Genomic DNA, 14,383 nt, shown 5'->3' on the forward strand with positions numbered 1-14,383 from the left:
GCATCAACTTTCCAGAAAATTGATGTTAGCGCGCTCTGCGTGCTGAGCAAGAGCACAAAGGCAGACAACGGGCGAAAAAAAGGCGAAAAAAAACCCGGCGGCTGCCGGGTTTTTTCGCAGGGCTTGGCTGATCAGGCCGTGAAGACCTTGCCTTCGAGCTGCTCGGCAACGAACTTCCAGTTGACCAGGTTCCAGAACGCCTCGACGTACTTCGGACGCAGGTTGCGATAGTCGATGTAGTAGGCGTGCTCCCAGACGTCGCAGGTCAGCAGCGGGGTGTCGCCGCTGGTCAGCGGGCAGCCGGCGCCGATGGTGCTGGCCAGGGCCAGGGAGCCGTCAGCCTTCTTCACCAGCCAGCCCCAGCCGGAACCGAAGGTGCCGACCGAAGTCTTGGTGAACTCTTCCTTGAACTTGTCGAAGGAACCGAAAGCGGCATTGATGGCATCAGCCAGGGCGCCGGTCGGCTGGCCGCCGCCGTTTGGCGACAGGCATTCCCAGTAGAAGGAGTGGTTCCAGATCTGAGCGGCGTTGTTGAAGATGCCACCCGAAGAGGTCTTGACGATCTCTTCCAGGGTCTTGCCTTCGAATTCGGTGCCTGGGACCAGGTTGTTCAGGTTCACGACATAGGTGTTGTGGTGCTTGTCGTGGTGAAACTCCAGGGTTTCCTTGGAGATGTGCGGCTGCAGGGCATCGTGGGCGTACGGCAGCGGCGGCAATTCAAAAGCCATGGTGGATCTCCTGATTCAGGTCTGTTCGCGGTTTGCGCAAGGCCGATCACGGGCGGCCCGGTGAGCGTCGGCGAGTTTGTACTCTTTGCGACGCAAGGGCTGGATCATAGCACCCGGTCTTGCGCATAACCACGCAACAACTATAGGGAATAGAGGTTCCAGAGCGGTTGGCGCGGCTGACCGGCGGGCTTTGGCCGCTGTGTGGCTCCCACATTGTGAGCCGTCAGTTGAAGATCAACTGCGCCGCTACCGCGAACATCATCACCGCCACCATCAGGTCCAGCATCCGCCAGGTCGCCGGCCGTGCCAGCCATGGCGCCAGCCACGCAGCGCCCACGGCCAGGGTAGTGAACCACAGCAGCGACGCGCTGGCGGCACCGGCCACGTAGGCGCCAGGCACGGTCTGCTGGGCGCCGAGCGAGCCGATCAGCAGCACCGTGTCCAGGTAAACGTGCGGGTTGAGCAAGGTCACCGCCAGCGCACTGAGCAGCACCGCGCGGCGCGAGCGCACGCCCTGGTTCTGCTGATGCTGCAGGCTCTGCTTGGAGCAGGCGCTGCGCAAAGCCTTGGCGCCGTACCAGATCAGGAACACCGCGCCGCCCCAGCGGGCCACCGCCAGCAACGTCGGGTTATGCGCCAGCACCGTGGCCAGGCCGAACACCCCGGCGGCCACCAGCAGCGCATCGCAGACGATGCACAGCGCCGCCACCGGCAGGTGATGTTCGCGGCGCAGGCTCTGGGCCAGGACGAAGGCGTTCTGCGCGCCGATGGCCATGATCAGGCCGAAGGCCACCAGCATGCCGTTCAGATAGCTTTGCCACATAGCGCCAACACTCCACTGACACCGACGCAGGGGCCGGTGTTGATTGCCAAGAAAGATGTGGCCATTGTGGCGCCCTCGGCTGTATAAGAAAAACAAATAGAGCTGATCACTCATTAGAGAAATCGATGTTCGACTATAAGCTGCTCGCCGCCCTCGCCGCGGTGATCGAACAAGCGGGCTTCGAGCGCGCCGCCCAAGTGCTGGGGCTGTCGCAATCGGCCATCTCCCAGCGCATCAAGCTGCTCGAGGCCAGGGTCGGCCAGCCGGTGCTGGTGCGGGCCACGCCGCCCAGCCCCACCGAGGTCGGCCGCCAGTTGCTCAACCATGTGCAGCAGGTGCGCCTGCTGGAGCGCGACCTGCAGCGCCAGGTGCCGGCGCTGGACGAGGAGGGGATGCCAGAGCGCCTGCGCATCGCGCTCAATGCCGACAGCCTGGCGACCTGGTGGGCGGGGGCGGTGGGGGCGTTCTGTGCCGAGCAGCAGGTGCTGCTGGACTTGGTGGTGGAAGACCAGGATGTCGGCCTCAAGCGCATGCGCGCCGGTGAAGTGGCGGCCTGCCTGTGCGGCAGCGAACGGCCGGTGGCCGGGGCGCGGAGCATGCCGTTGGGGGCGATGCGCTACCGGGCGCTGGCCAGCCCCGCGTTCATGGCGCGTTACTTCCCCAACGGCTTCGAGGTGGCACGGCTGGCGCGCACGCCGGCGGTGGTGTTCGGCCCGGACGATTTCCTGCAGCATCGCTACCTGGCATCGTTGGGCATCCAGGACGGTTTCCTGCACCACCTGTGCCCCTCGTCCGAAGGTTTCCTGCGCATGACCGAGGCGGGCCTGGGCTGGGGGCTTGTGCCGGAGCGCCAGGTGGCCGAGCAGTTGGGCCGTGGCGAACTGGTGGAAATCTGCAGCGATACCCCCATCGATGTGCCGCTGTACTGGCATCATTGGCGTAACGGCGGGCAACTGCTCGCCCAGCTGACCGAGCACCTGCGCCATTCGGCGCGGGACTGGCTGGTGCCCTTGTAGGCCTGGCCGGCGTCTGCTGCATCTGAAATCTGGCAAGGCGGAGTGTTACATGCGAATTCTGGTCACCGGCGCGAGCGGCTTCATCGGCGGGCGTTTTGCGCGCTTTGCCCTGGAGCAGGGTCTTGAGGTACGGGTCAATGGCCGGCGGGCGGAGGGCGTGGAACACCTGGTCAAGCGCGGCGCGCAGTTCATCCCCGGCGACCTGGGCGACGCCGAATTGGCCCGGCGGCTTTGCCAGGGCGTCGATACGGTGGTGCACTGCGCCGGTGCGGTGGGCAACTGGGGGCGTTACCAGGACTTCTACCAGGGCAACGTGGTGCTGACCGAGAACGTGGTCGAAGGTTGCATCAAGGAGCATGTGCGGCGCCTGGTGCACCTGTCGTCGCCGTCGATCTACTTCAATGGCCGTGCCCAGCGTGATATCCGCGAAGAGCAGGTGCCACGGCGCTTTCACGATCACTACGGTTTGACCAAGCACCTGGCCGAGCAGAAGGTATTCGGTGCCCAGGAGTTCGGCCTGGAGGTACTGGCCCTGCGGCCTCGCTTCGTTACCGGGGCTGGCGATGCCAGTATTTTCCCGCGGCTGATGCGCATGCAGCGCAAGGGGCGCGTGGCGATCATCGGCAATGGCCTGAACAAGGTCGATTTCACCAGCGTGCACAACCTCAACGAAGCGTTGCTCAGCGCGCTGTTTGCCGAGGCGCCAGCGCTGGGGCAGGCCTATAACATCAGCAACGGCCACCCATTGCCGTTGTGGGATGTGGTGAATTACGTCATGCGCCAGATGCAGCTGCCGCAGGTCACCCGCTATCGCAGTTTCGGCCTGGCCTACAGCCTGGCGGCGGTCAACGAGGCCGCCTGCCTGCTCTGGCCAGGGCGCCCGCAGCCGACTCTGACGCGTACCGCGATGCAGGTGATGAGCAAGGACTTCACCCTCGACATCAGCCGTGCCCGTCAGTATCTGGACTACCGCCCGAAGACCGACACCTGGGCCGCGCTGGATGAATTCTGTCATTGGTGGAAAGCGCAACCGGGCAATCAGTGAACCTGCTGCCGGGATGATGGTCTGCAGTGCGCCGCCTTGGCGGTTTATACTCATGCCTCTTTGCTACCACAGTGGTTGAATGCACCCATGCGTAACGACGCCCACGACGATTTCGACGACGTGCCCGCCCTGCGCGCCGGCACCCAGGATGACGATGAGCTGTTGCCCGCCCATGTCGCGCGCAGCCGCCAGAAGGCCGCGCAGCCGCGCAGCAATGGCCCGCTATGGGCGTTGCTTGGGGCCTCGTTCATTGGCCTGGCCGGGTTGGGCTGGTGGAGCTTTCAGCAGATATCGCTGTTGGAGCAGCAACTGGTAGCGACCCAGGAAAGCTTTGCCCGTATCAGCGAAGAAGCGGCCGGGCGCCTGCAGGCGATCAGCGGCAAGGTCGACGCGAGCGAGTCGACCAGCACCACCGGCAGCGAAGCGTTGAAGCTGCAGATCCGTCAGTTGCAAGCCAACCTGGCCGAGCAGGGCAAGCAGCAGCAAGGCGTTGCCGGCCAGGCAGGCGACTTGGGCAAGCGCCTGGAGCAGGTACTGGCCGATACCCGTGAGCAGCAGAAAGCAGTGACCGAGTTGCAGGGGCAACTGCAAGCGCAATTGAAGGCCGTGAATACGGAGCTGGCGGCGTTGAAGTCGGGCCAGCTCGACGGTGGCAAGCTCGATGGTCAGTTGAAAAGCCTGGGCAGCGAGGTGGAGGCCCTTAAGAAGCGCAACCCGAGTGCGGCGATCGAGAGCCTGGAGCAGGATGTGCTGGTGCTCAAGAGCCAGGTCGACAACCGCTCGGCGCAATCGGCCGGGGGCGCCTCGGTGCAGGAGTTCGATGCGTTCCGCGGGCAGACCACCCGCAGCATCAATACCCTGCAGAGCCAGATCCAGAACCTGCAGCAGCAGATCAACGCTCGCCCCTGATACTTGTGCTGCCGGGCGCTTGCCCCGCGATTGGACCATGAAAAAAGGCGCCCGAAGGCGCCTTTTTTCATGACTACGGTGTTCAGCTCATGGCTTTGATAGCAAGCCAGAACAGGCCGGCGGACAGGCCCACCGTCGCCGGCAGGGTCAGTACCCAGGCCAGCAGGATGGTCTTCACGGTACCGCCTTGCAGGCCGCTCTTGTTGGCGACCATGGTACCGGCCACGCCTGACGACAGTACGTGGGTGGTCGACACCGGCAGGCTGAAGATGTTGGCCATGCCGATGGCGCAGGCGGCGGTGATCTGTGCCGACATGCCCTGGGCATAGGTCATGCCCTGCTTGCCGATCTTCTCGCCGACGGTCAGTACCACGCGCTTCCAGCCGACCATGGTACCCAGGCCCAGGGCCAGGGCGACGGCGACGATCACCCAGAACGGCGCGTACTCGGTGGTGGCGGTGAGGTCTTTGCGCAGCTTCTCGAGGTCGGCCTTTTCGCGCGGCTCGAGGCCTGGCAGCTTGCCGACCTTCTTCGCCGTGTCGTCCAGGCACAGCAGGTAGCGGCGTACTTCAACGCGCTTTTCGGCGCTCAGTGCGCGGTAGTCGGTCACACCTTGCAGCGACGATTGCAGCGCGGCGATGGTCGGTTCGGTCTGCTGCGGGTTGCAGCTGAACTGCTCCGGCAGGTCGGCCGACTTGGCCTTGCCCAAGGCCAGGTACTCGCCCAGCGTCGCTGCATTGCGCTCGTAGAACTGGCTCAAGTGCATGGTGGCGTCGCGGGTGCGTTCGATCTGGTAGGTGGTGCTGTTCAGGTCGAGCACGAACTTGGCCGGGACGATACCGATCAGTACCAGCATGATCAGGCCGATGCCCTTCTGGCCGTCGTTGGAGCCGTGCACGAAGCTCACGCCCATGGCCGAGATCACCAGCACCAGGCGGTTCCAGAACGGCGGGTGCTTCTTGTCGTCGAGCTTGCGGCGCTGATCCGGGGTCTTGTGCATCTTCGACAGCGGGCGCCACCATTTCAGGCCAAGCAGCACCAGCGCGGCAACGGCGAAGCCGGCCATGGGCGAAAGCACCAGCGACATGCCGATATCGATCGCTTTCTGCCAGTTGACGCCATCGCCCAGCGGGATATCGCTGATCAGCGCATTGGCCAGGCCCACGCCGAGGATCGAACCGATCAGGGTGTGCGAGCTGGACGCGGGGATGCCGAAGTACCAGGTGCCCAGGTTCCAGGTGATGGCCGCGGCCAGCAACGAGAAGACCATGGCCAGGCCGTGGCCGGTGTTCACGTTGATCAGCAACTCCACCGGCAACAGGTGGACGATGGCATAGGCCACGCCGACGCCGCCGAGCAGCACCCCGAGGAAGTTGAACACCCCGGAGAAGAATACGGCCAGGTGCGGTGGCATGGCTTTGGTATAGATGACAGTGGCTACCGCGTTGGCGGTGTCATGAAAGCCATTGATGAACTCGAAGGCGAGAACGAAGGTCAGAGCGAGCATCAGGCTCACGACGACCCAGGCATCCAGTCCGCTGAATAAATCGATCATGAAGGTTGTCTGGCGGTCTTTAGGGGGGCGGGATTATGCCAGAAAACCCTGCAAATCGATGCACCTGCCACAGAACGATGACGGATGACCGCGGGTTCAGGGCCGTGCTCGTTTGCGGAATGCTAGCCGCGAACAGGCAGGAAAAAATCGCTAAATGCCCTAAAAATCAACGATTTGAGTGAAAATCGTTGTGTGGGAATTGGCTCAAACGGCCGTATGAAATTTGTGAAAATCCATTTCACCCACGGTGTTTCGGTAAAGATGCCGCCGCGCCGACGGTCGCTGACTGATGGCGCGGTGATGTCGCTCAGCTGCGTTCGCCGTCGCTGTGCAGATCCTTCTCCATCTTTTCCAGCTCCTGGGCGAACGCCTGGTCGCGAATGCTTGCGCGCTTGCGCCAGGGTTTACGTTCCGGGTCGGGTTGTGCGGCATAGGTGGTGACTTCGCCACCGTATACATCCTTGTAACGTTCAGCCTGTCGCTCGAGTTCCGCGCGCAGTTCTTCTTTCGTCACAGTCATACCTGAAGAGTTTGAAGTTTGGCATTGGCAGAGGCCTGCACATTGGATGTACCGGCGTAGGCGGCCAATGCGAAATGTCCGTCGCAGCGATGCTGGGGGTGGCAAGTTCAAGGCACGCTGAAAGTGCCGTTGTTCAACACCGGGCAAGCCAAACCGGGGCGGTGGCTTGAAGGTCATCCAGCGACGAAAGTTAGCTGATGGATCCACAGTACTGGCGGACAATCAACAGTAGCGATTATAGCAACAGCCCGAACGAAGGCCATCGTTCTTTTCCGCCGGCTGACAATGCGATGCCCTGCAAGTTGTTATCGTCAGCGGCAGGTGAGTCTGCGGGCAAGCACTATAAGTTCAATCCGCCGGGTTTAAAGTTCAGCTCGGGGCGGTTGAAATAAAAACGGCCTCGCGGGTGGGCGAGGCCGTTGCCTGGGACTTCTACGGTGGGTACCTGACCAGTCTCTCCAAAGAAGCCACATGTGGCAGAGGAAAGGTATAAGCAAAAGTGTCAGCGGTCAATTGCGATTATCGGCCGTTCGTTCGATAATCGCACGAACCAGCGATTCTATGAGGTAGCTCCATGAGCGATGAAACCAGCGGCCCGGTGGCCAACGACCCCGCGCGCAGCACCACGCCGGCCATGGCTCCGCCGATCGTGGCGTCGGCGGCCAAGCGCATCCAGGCCTTCACCGGTGACCCGGACTTCATGACTTCTCTGGCCCGCGGCCTGGCGGTGATCCAGGCGTTCCAGGAGCGCAAGCGCCACCTCACCATCGCCCAGATCAGCCACCGCACGGAGATCCCCCGGGCTGCCGTGCGCCGTTGCCTGCACACCCTGATGAAGCTCGGCTACGCGACGACCGACGGCCGTACCTATTCACTGCTGCCCAAGGTGCTCACCCTCGGCCACGCCTATCTATCCTCGACGCCGCTGGCGGTTTCGGCGCAGCCGTACCTGGACCGCATCAGCGACCAGTTGCACGAAGCGGCCAACATGGCCACGCTCGAAGGCGACGACATTCTCTACATCGCGCGCTCGGCCACCGTCGAGCGGCTGATTTCGGTCGACCTGTCGGTTGGCGGGCGCCTGCCGGCCTACTGCACGTCGATGGGGCGCATTCTCCTGGCCGCGCTGGACGATGCCAGCCTGCACGAGTATCTGGAGCGCGCCGACCTCAAGGCCCGCACCAGCCGTACCCTGCACGATGCGCAGTCGCTGCTCGCCTGTATCCAGCAGGTGCGCGAGCAGGGCTGGTGCGTGGTCGACCAGGAGCTGGAGCAGGGCCTGCGCTCGATTGCCGTGCCTATCTATGACGCCTCCGGCCAGGTGCTGGCGGCGCTGAACGTCAGTACCCATGTCGGGCGGGTCAGCCGCAGTGAACTGGAGCAACGCTTCCTGCCGATCTTGCTGGCGGCCAGCCGGGATCTTTGCCATCAACTGTTTGGCTGAGTGCGCAGTCATCCGTGGGAGCGGCACACGGCCGCTCCTACAAGAAGACAGTTGCTCTCACGGCAAGCCTTCGAATGCACCAGAATCGAACAGTACGAAAGTTTCCTGTGCGATAAACGCACAATGTCGTCTTCGACGAATTGCGCAGGCCCGGCCCGCTGATTAATGTCTGTCGCACAAGTCGGCTGTGCCGACCTGACAATAACAACAGGCCAAAAAGGGCTTCTTCGATGAATACGCATCTTTTGCTGTCGCGGCCGCACCCGCGCACGCTACCGCTCAACTCCGGCTGAACCCCGTCCGCTGTTTCCCTGCGAAACTTATCGTTCCTGCGCTTTTGCTGTGCGCAGTAGCCTGCCTGCGCCCATCTTCCGGATAACAACAATGAACAAACCGCAATCAACCGTCGGCAACTGCCTCGACGTTCAGTCGTTCATCAACGACCAGCCACTGTCCCGGTATCAATGGCGCGTGGTGATTCTGTGCTTCTTGATTGTCTTCCTCGACGGCCTGGACACTGCCGCGATGGGCTTCATTGCCCCGGCGCTGTCCCAGGAGTGGGGGATCGACCGCGCCAGCCTCGGCCCGGTCATGAGTGCCGCGCTGATCGGCATGGTGTTCGGTGCGCTGGGCTCCGGGCCGCTGGCCGACCGTTTCGGGCGCAAGGGCGTGCTGGTAGGCGCGGTGCTGGTATTCGGTGGCTTCAGCCTGGCCTCTGCCTACGCAACCAATGTCGACCAGTTGCTGGTGCTGCGTTTCCTCACTGGACTGGGCCTGGGCGCGGGAATGCCCAACGCCACGACGCTGCTCTCCGAGTACACCCCCGAGCGCCTCAAATCGTTGTTGGTGACCAGCATGTTCTGCGGCTTCAACCTGGGCATGGCCGGCGGTGGCTTCATCTCCGCCAAGCTGATCCCGGCCTACGGCTGGCACAGCCTGCTGGTGATCGGTGGCGTGCTGCCGCTGTTGCTGGCCGTGGTGCTGTTGGTCTGGCTGCCGGAGTCGGCGCGGTTCCTGGTCGTGCGCAACCGTGGTACCGACAAAGTGCGCAAGACCCTGGCGCCGATCGCACCCCAGGTGGTTGCCCAGGCGGCGAGCTTCAGTGTGCCGGAGCAGAAGGCGGTGGCAGCACGCAACGTGTTCGCGGTGATCTTCTCCGGCACTTACGGCCTGGGCACCGTGCTGCTGTGGCTGACCTATTTCATGGGCCTGGTGATCGTCTATCTGCTGACCAGCTGGCTGCCGACGCTGATGCGCGACAGCGGCGCGAGCATGGAACAGGCTGCGTTCATCGGCGCGCTGTTCCAGTTCGGTGGCGTGCTCAGCGCGGTGGGCGTAGGTTGGGCCATGGACCGTTTCAACCCGCACAAGGTGATCGGCATCTTCTACCTGCTGGCCGGCGTGTTCGCCTACGCGGTGGGGCAGAGCCTGGGCAACATCACCCTGTTGGCGACCCTGGTGCTGGTGGCGGGCATGTGCGTCAACGGTGCGCAGTCGGCCATGCCGTCGCTGGCGGCGCGCTTCTACCCCACCCAAGGGCGTGCCACCGGTGTGTCGTGGATGCTCGGCATCGGCCGTTTCGGCGCGATCCTCGGTGCCTGGAGCGGGGCGACCTTGCTGGGGCTGGGCTGGAACTTCGAGCAGGTGCTCACCGCACTGCTGGTGCCGGCGGCGTTGGCGACCGTGGGGGTGGTGGTCAAGGGGCTGGTGAGCCACGCCGACGCGACCTGAGGGACTTCTGGTGCAGCACCTTTCGCCGGCAAGCCCTGCGCAGAGGCGGAGGGCGCCGTCTGTAGGAGCGGCTTTAGCCGCGAAGCAAGCGACGCGGTAAATGGCACCGGCTTTGCCGGTGTTCGCGGCTGAAGCCGCTCCTACAGGAATCCTGCCGGCTTGAGACATATGGATAGCAGGATAACAAACGGTTCGATAATCGCACGAAAGTGCGATTATCGGATTGTAACCGCCCCGCCAGTCTCCTTAATCTGGGCCCATCGCAGCGACGCATGGGCCCGCTGCTCACCGACCCGGCTCGTCCTGACCAGGAGTCTCCAATGGCAGCAATCCTCTCGCTTCACGATGCCGTGAAGCAGTTCATCCAGGATGGCGACAGCGTCGCCCTCGAAGGCTTCACCCACCTGATCCCGACCGCCGCCGGCCACGAGATCATCCGCCAGGGCAAGCGCGACCTGACCCTGGTGCGCATGACCCCGGACCTGATCTACGACCAGCTGATCGGTGCCGGCTGCGCGCGCAAGCTGATCTTCTCCTGGGGCGGTAACCCGGGGGTGGGTTCGCTGCACCGCCTGCGCGATGCGGTGGAAAAGCAGTGGCCGCATGCCATCGAGATCGAAGAGCACAGCCACGCCGACCTGGCCAATGCCTATGTCGCCGGCGCCTCCGGCCTGCCGTTCGCGGTGCTGCGCGCCTACGCCGGCTCCGACCTGCCCAAGGTCAACCCGTTGATCAAGAGCGTCACTTGCCCGTTCACCGGCGAAGTGCTCGCCGCCGTGCCGTCGGTACGCCCGGACGTCACCGTGATCCACGCGCAAAAGGCCGACCGCAAGGGCAACGTGCTGCTGTGGGGCATCCTTGGCGTGCAGAAGGAAGCGGCCCTGGCGGCCAAGCGCTGCATCGTCACTGTCGAAGAGATCGTCGACGACCTCAACGCACCGATGAACGCCTGCGTGCTGCCGACCTGGGCCTTGAGCGCGGTGTGCCTGGTACCGGGCGGCGCCCATCCGTCTTACGCCCACGGTTACTACGAACGCGACAACCGCTTCTACCAGGCCTGGGACCCGATTGCCCGCAACCGCGAAACCTTCAGCGCCTGGATCGACACCTACATCCGTGGCACCACCGACTTCACCGACTTCAAGGCCAAGCTGGCCAGCACCGCGGAGGCCGCGCAATGAGCTACTCCACTTCCGAAATGATGACCGTCGCCGCTGCCCGTCGCCTGCGCAACGGTGCGGTCTGCTTCGTCGGCATCGGCCTGCCGTCCAAGGCCGCCAATCTGGCGCGCCTGACCTCGTCGCCCGACGTGGTGCTGATCTACGAATCCGGCCCGATCGGTGCCAAGCCCAGCGTGCTGCCGCTGTCGATCGGTGACGGTGAACTGGCGGAAACCGCCGACACCGTGGTGCCGACCGGCGAGATTTTCCGCTACTGGCTGCAGGGCGGGCGTATCGACGTCGGCTTCCTCGGCGCCGCCCAGGTCGACCGCTTCGGCAACATCAACACCACCGTGGTCGGTGATTACCACGCGCCGAAAACCCGCCTGCCGGGTGCCGGTGGTGCGCCGGAGATCGCCGGTTCCGCCAAGCAGGTGCTGATCATCCTCAAACAGTCGCCACGGGCGTTCGTCGACAAGCTCGACTTCATCACCTCGGTCGGCCACGGCGAAGGCGGCGACTCGCGCAAGCGCTTGGGCCTGCCGGGCGAAGGGCCGGTCGGCATCATCACCGACCTGTGCATCATGGAGCCGGAAGCCGGCACCCACGAGTTTGTCGTGACCTCGATCCACCCGGGCGTGACCCGCGAGCAGATCATCAACGCCACCGGCTGGGCGATCCGCTTTGCCGACAACGCCCAGGAGACCGCGGCGCCGAGCGAAGTCGAGCTGACCGCGCTGCGCGACCTCGAAGCCCGCACCGCCGCCGCCCATGGGCAAGTGGCAGGAGAAGCCTGATGCGTGACGTATTCATCTGTGACGCCATCCGCACCCCCATCGGCCGTTTTGGCGGTGCCCTGGCCGGCGTGCGCGCCGATGACCTGGCGGCAGTGCCGCTAAAGGCGTTGATCGAGCGTAACCCGAGCGTGCAGTGGGACCAGCTCGACGAAGTGTTCCTCGGCTGTGCCAACCAGGCCGGTGAAGACAACCGCAACGTCGCGCGCATGGCCCTGCTGCTGGCCGGCTTGCCACAGAGCGTGCCGGGCGTGACCCTCAACCGCCTGTGCGCTTCCGGCATGGATGCCATCGGCACCGCCTTTCGCGCCATCGCCAGCGGCGAGATGGAGCTGGCCATCGCCGGCGGCGTCGAGTCGATGTCGCGCGCGCCGTTCGTCATGGGCAAGGCCGAGAGCGGTTACTCGCGCAACATGAAACTGGAAGACACCACCATCGGCTGGCGCTTCATCAACCCGCTGATGAAAGCCCAGTACGGCGTCGACGCCATGCCCGAGACGGCCGACAACGTCGCCGACGATCATCAGGTTTCACGCGCCGACCAGGACGCCTTCGCCCTGCGCAGCCAGCAGAAGGCGGGTGCTGCACAGGCCGCCGGTTTCTTCGCCGAAGAGATCGTGCCGGTGCGCATTGCCCATAAAAAGGGCGAGACCGTGGTCGAGCAGGACGAGCACCTGCGCCCGGACACCACGCTCGAAGCGCTGGCCCGGCTCAAGCCGGTCAATGGCCCGGACAAGACCGTCACCGCCGGCAATGCCTCGGGCGTCAACGACGGTGCCGCCGCGCTGATCCTGGCCTCGGCCGAAGCCGTGAAGAAACACGGCCTGACCCCGCGTGCCCGGGTGCTGGGCATGGCCAGCGCCGGTGTGGCGCCACGGGTGATGGGCATCGGCCCGGTGCCGGCGGTGCGCAAGCTGACCGAGCGCCTGGGTGTGGCCGTGGCCGACTTCGACGTCATCGAGCTCAATGAAGCCTTCGCCAGCCAGGGCCTGGCGGTGCTGCGCGAACTGGGTGTGGCGGACGATGCGCCGCAGGTGAACCCCAATGGCGGTGCCATCGCCCTCGGCCACCCGCTGGGCATGAGTGGGGCGCGGCTGGTGCTGACGGCGTTGCACCAGTTGGAGAAGACGGGTGGGCGTAAAGGCCTGGCGACCATGTGTGTGGGGGTTGGCCAAGGGCTGGCGTTGGCCATCGAGCGGGTTTGACCTGTACCGGCCCTATCGCGGGGCAAGCCCGCTCCCACGAAAACACCAATCAGGCTGCGTGGGAGCGGGCTTGCCCCGCGATGGGGTCGAGGCGGAACGAGTGTGTAACCAGGTATGTCTAGAATTACCTGTGACCCTCCAGGAGTAAACGCACCATGACCTCAACCTATTACACCGGCGAAGAACGCAGCAAACGCATCTTCGCCATCGTCGGTGCCTCCTCGGGCAACCTGGTGGAATGGTTCGACTTCTATGTCTACGCCTTTTGCGCCATCTATTTTGCCCCGGCCTTCTTCCCCTCCGACGACCCCACGGTGCAGTTGCTCAACACGGCCGGCGTGTTCGCCGCGGGCTTCCTGATGCGGCCCATCGGCGGCTGGATCTTCGGCCGCCTGGCCGACCGGCACGGGCGCAAGAATTCGTTGATGACCTCGGTGCTGATGATGTGTTTCGGCTCCTTGATCATTGCCTGCCTGCCGACCTATGCCAGCATCGGTGCCTGGGCGCCGGCGCTGCTGCTGTTGGCGCGGCTGATCCAGGGCCTGTCGGTGGGCGGCGAGTACGGCACCACCGCCACCTACATGAGCGAAGTGGCCCTGCGCGGCCAGCGCGGCTTCTTCGCCTCGTTCCAGTACGTCACCCTGATCGGCGGCCAGTTGCTGGCGGTGCTGGTGGTGGTGATCCTGCAGCAGTTGCTGAGCGAAGAAGAGCTGCGCGCCTACGGCTGGCGCATCCCGTTCGTGGTCGGCGCGGTTGCCGCGCTGATCTCGCTGGTGCTGCGCCGCTCCCTGGAAGAAACCAGCAGCGCCGAGACCCGCCAGGACAAGGACGCCGGCTCGGTCAGTGGCCTGTTCCGCAATCACGCCGCCGCCTTCATCACCGTGCTGGGGTACACCGCCGGCGGCTCGCTGATCTTCTACACCTTCACCACCTACATGCAGAAGTACCTGGTCAACACCGCCGGCATGAACGCCAAGAGCGCCAGTTTCGTGATGACCGGCGCACTGTTCCTGTTCATGATCCTGCAGCCGGTGTTCGGCATGCTCTCCGACCGCATCGGCCGGCGTAACTCGATGCTGCTGTTCGGCGCCCTGGGCACGCTGTTCACCGTGCCGCTGCTGATGGCGTTGAAGACCGTGAGCAGCCCGTTCATGGCCTTCGTGCTGGTGACCCTGGCACTGTGCATCGTCAGTTTCTACACCTCGATCAGCGGCCTGGTGAAGGCCGAGATGTTCCCGCCGCAGGTGCGGGCGCTGGGGGTAGGGCTGGCCTATGCGGTCGCCAACGCGGTGTTCGGCGGTTCGGCCGAGTACGTGGCCCTGGGCTTGAAGACCCTGGGCATGGAGAACACCTTCTACTGGTACGTGACCGCCATGATGGCGGTGGCCTTCCTGTTCAGCCTGCGCCTGCCCAAGCAGGCGCAGTACCTGCACGATGATCACTAAGGACGTTG

At 64.3% G+C, this 14,383-nt stretch carries 13 protein-coding genes; 9 read left to right on the top strand and 4 right to left on the bottom strand.

Features of this window, described 5'->3' with window-relative positions; all coding sequences use genetic code 11:
• Positions 1–131: 131 nt before the first annotated feature.
• Together DM373_RS11630 and DM373_RS11635 are read right to left on the bottom strand one after the other, a co-directional pair.
• Positions 132–728, bottom strand: a complete 597-nt coding sequence (locus tag DM373_RS11630; protein ID WP_110993720.1) for a superoxide dismutase — start codon at positions 726–728, stop codon at positions 132–134.
• Positions 729–951: 223 nt separating this feature from the next.
• Positions 952–1,551 carry a LysE/ArgO family amino acid transporter gene (locus DM373_RS11635; protein WP_110993721.1) on the bottom strand — a complete coding sequence of 200 codons (600 nt, stop codon included), beginning with the start codon at positions 1,549–1,551 and terminating at the stop codon, positions 952–954.
• A gap of 125 nt (positions 1,552–1,676) precedes the next feature.
• Here DM373_RS11635 and DM373_RS11640 point away from each other — a divergent pair, with 125 nt between their 5' ends.
• The 3 genes from DM373_RS11640 to DM373_RS11650 all read left to right on the top strand — a co-directional run bounded on the left by DM373_RS11640 (position 1,677) and on the right by DM373_RS11650 (position 4,521).
• On the top strand, positions 1,677–2,567 hold the full coding sequence (locus DM373_RS11640; RefSeq protein WP_110993722.1) for a LysR family transcriptional regulator ArgP: 891 nt from the start codon (positions 1,677–1,679) through the stop codon (positions 2,565–2,567).
• 49 nt (positions 2,568–2,616) lie between these two features.
• On the top strand, positions 2,617–3,612 hold the full coding sequence (locus tag DM373_RS11645) for an NAD-dependent epimerase/dehydratase family protein (RefSeq protein ID WP_110993723.1): 996 nt from the start codon (positions 2,617–2,619) through the stop codon (positions 3,610–3,612).
• A gap of 87 nt (positions 3,613–3,699) precedes the next feature.
• Entirely contained in the window at positions 3,700–4,521 is an 822-nt protein-coding gene (locus DM373_RS11650) for an ATPase (protein ID WP_110993724.1), read from the top strand.
• Between the two features lie 82 nt (positions 4,522–4,603).
• Here DM373_RS11650 and DM373_RS11655 read toward each other — a convergent pair whose 3' ends face one another.
• Positions 4,604–6,076 carry an inorganic phosphate transporter gene (locus DM373_RS11655; RefSeq protein WP_110993725.1) on the bottom strand — a complete coding sequence of 491 codons (1,473 nt, stop codon included), beginning with the start codon at positions 6,074–6,076 and terminating at the stop codon, positions 4,604–4,606.
• A 307-nt stretch (positions 6,077–6,383) separates the two neighbouring features.
• Entirely contained in the window at positions 6,384–6,590 is a 207-nt protein-coding gene (locus DM373_RS11660) for a hypothetical protein (protein ID WP_110993726.1), read from the bottom strand.
• 580 nt (positions 6,591–7,170) lie between these two features.
• Between DM373_RS11660 and pcaR the strand changes: the two genes are divergently transcribed.
• The 6 genes from pcaR to DM373_RS11695 all read left to right on the top strand — a co-directional run bounded on the left by pcaR (position 7,171) and on the right by DM373_RS11695 (position 14,375).
• Positions 7,171–8,040 (top strand): pca regulon transcriptional regulator PcaR, encoded by an 870-nt coding sequence (gene pcaR, locus DM373_RS11665; protein WP_110993727.1) that lies wholly within the window; start codon positions 7,171–7,173, stop codon positions 8,038–8,040.
• Positions 8,041–8,424: 384 nt separating this feature from the next.
• On the top strand, positions 8,425–9,771 hold the full coding sequence (gene pcaK / locus DM373_RS11670) for a 4-hydroxybenzoate transporter PcaK (protein ID WP_110993728.1): 1,347 nt from the start codon (positions 8,425–8,427) through the stop codon (positions 9,769–9,771).
• A gap of 320 nt (positions 9,772–10,091) precedes the next feature.
• Positions 10,092–10,952, top strand: a complete 861-nt coding sequence (locus DM373_RS11680) for a CoA transferase subunit A (RefSeq protein ID WP_110993729.1) — start codon at positions 10,092–10,094, stop codon at positions 10,950–10,952.
• Complete coding sequence (locus DM373_RS11685; RefSeq protein ID WP_110993730.1) at positions 10,949–11,728, top strand: CoA-transferase subunit beta; 780 nt, start codon at positions 10,949–10,951, stop codon at positions 11,726–11,728. The genes DM373_RS11680 and DM373_RS11685 overlap by 4 nt, the downstream gene beginning before the upstream one ends.
• Positions 11,725–12,930: a 3-oxoadipyl-CoA thiolase gene (pcaF, locus tag DM373_RS11690; RefSeq protein WP_208642793.1), complete on the top strand. Its 1,206-nt coding sequence runs from the start codon at positions 11,725–11,727 to the stop codon at positions 12,928–12,930. The genes DM373_RS11685 and pcaF overlap by 4 nt, the downstream gene beginning before the upstream one ends.
• A 155-nt stretch (positions 12,931–13,085) precedes the next feature.
• Positions 13,086–14,375: an MFS family transporter gene (locus tag DM373_RS11695; protein ID WP_110993732.1), complete on the top strand. Its 1,290-nt coding sequence runs from the start codon at positions 13,086–13,088 to the stop codon at positions 14,373–14,375.
• Positions 14,376–14,383: the final 8 nt, after the last annotated feature.

It is taken from the genome of Pseudomonas sichuanensis (assembly GCF_003231305.1).
Taxonomy (GTDB): domain Bacteria; phylum Pseudomonadota; class Gammaproteobacteria; order Pseudomonadales; family Pseudomonadaceae; genus Aquipseudomonas; species Aquipseudomonas sichuanensis.

Coding starts and splice junctions, on each gene's coding strand:
- DM373_RS11630 (WP_110993720.1), bottom strand. CDS start 728: ATGGCTTTTGAATTGCCGCCGCTGCCGTACGCCCACGATGCCCTGCAG.
- DM373_RS11635 (WP_110993721.1), bottom strand. CDS start 1,551: ATGTGGCAAAGCTATCTGAACGGCATGCTGGTGGCCTTCGGCCTGATC.
- DM373_RS11640 (WP_110993722.1), top strand. CDS start 1,677: ATGTTCGACTATAAGCTGCTCGCCGCCCTCGCCGCGGTGATCGAACAA.
- DM373_RS11645 (WP_110993723.1), top strand. CDS start 2,617: ATGCGAATTCTGGTCACCGGCGCGAGCGGCTTCATCGGCGGGCGTTTT.
- DM373_RS11650 (WP_110993724.1), top strand. CDS start 3,700: ATGCGTAACGACGCCCACGACGATTTCGACGACGTGCCCGCCCTGCGC.
- DM373_RS11655 (WP_110993725.1), bottom strand. CDS start 6,076: ATGATCGATTTATTCAGCGGACTGGATGCCTGGGTCGTCGTGAGCCTG.
- pcaR (WP_110993727.1), top strand. CDS start 7,171: ATGAGCGATGAAACCAGCGGCCCGGTGGCCAACGACCCCGCGCGCAGC.
- pcaK (WP_110993728.1), top strand. CDS start 8,425: ATGAACAAACCGCAATCAACCGTCGGCAACTGCCTCGACGTTCAGTCG.
- DM373_RS11680 (WP_110993729.1), top strand. CDS start 10,092: ATGGCAGCAATCCTCTCGCTTCACGATGCCGTGAAGCAGTTCATCCAG.
- DM373_RS11685 (WP_110993730.1), top strand. CDS start 10,949: ATGAGCTACTCCACTTCCGAAATGATGACCGTCGCCGCTGCCCGTCGC.
- DM373_RS11695 (WP_110993732.1), top strand. CDS start 13,086: ATGACCTCAACCTATTACACCGGCGAAGAACGCAGCAAACGCATCTTC.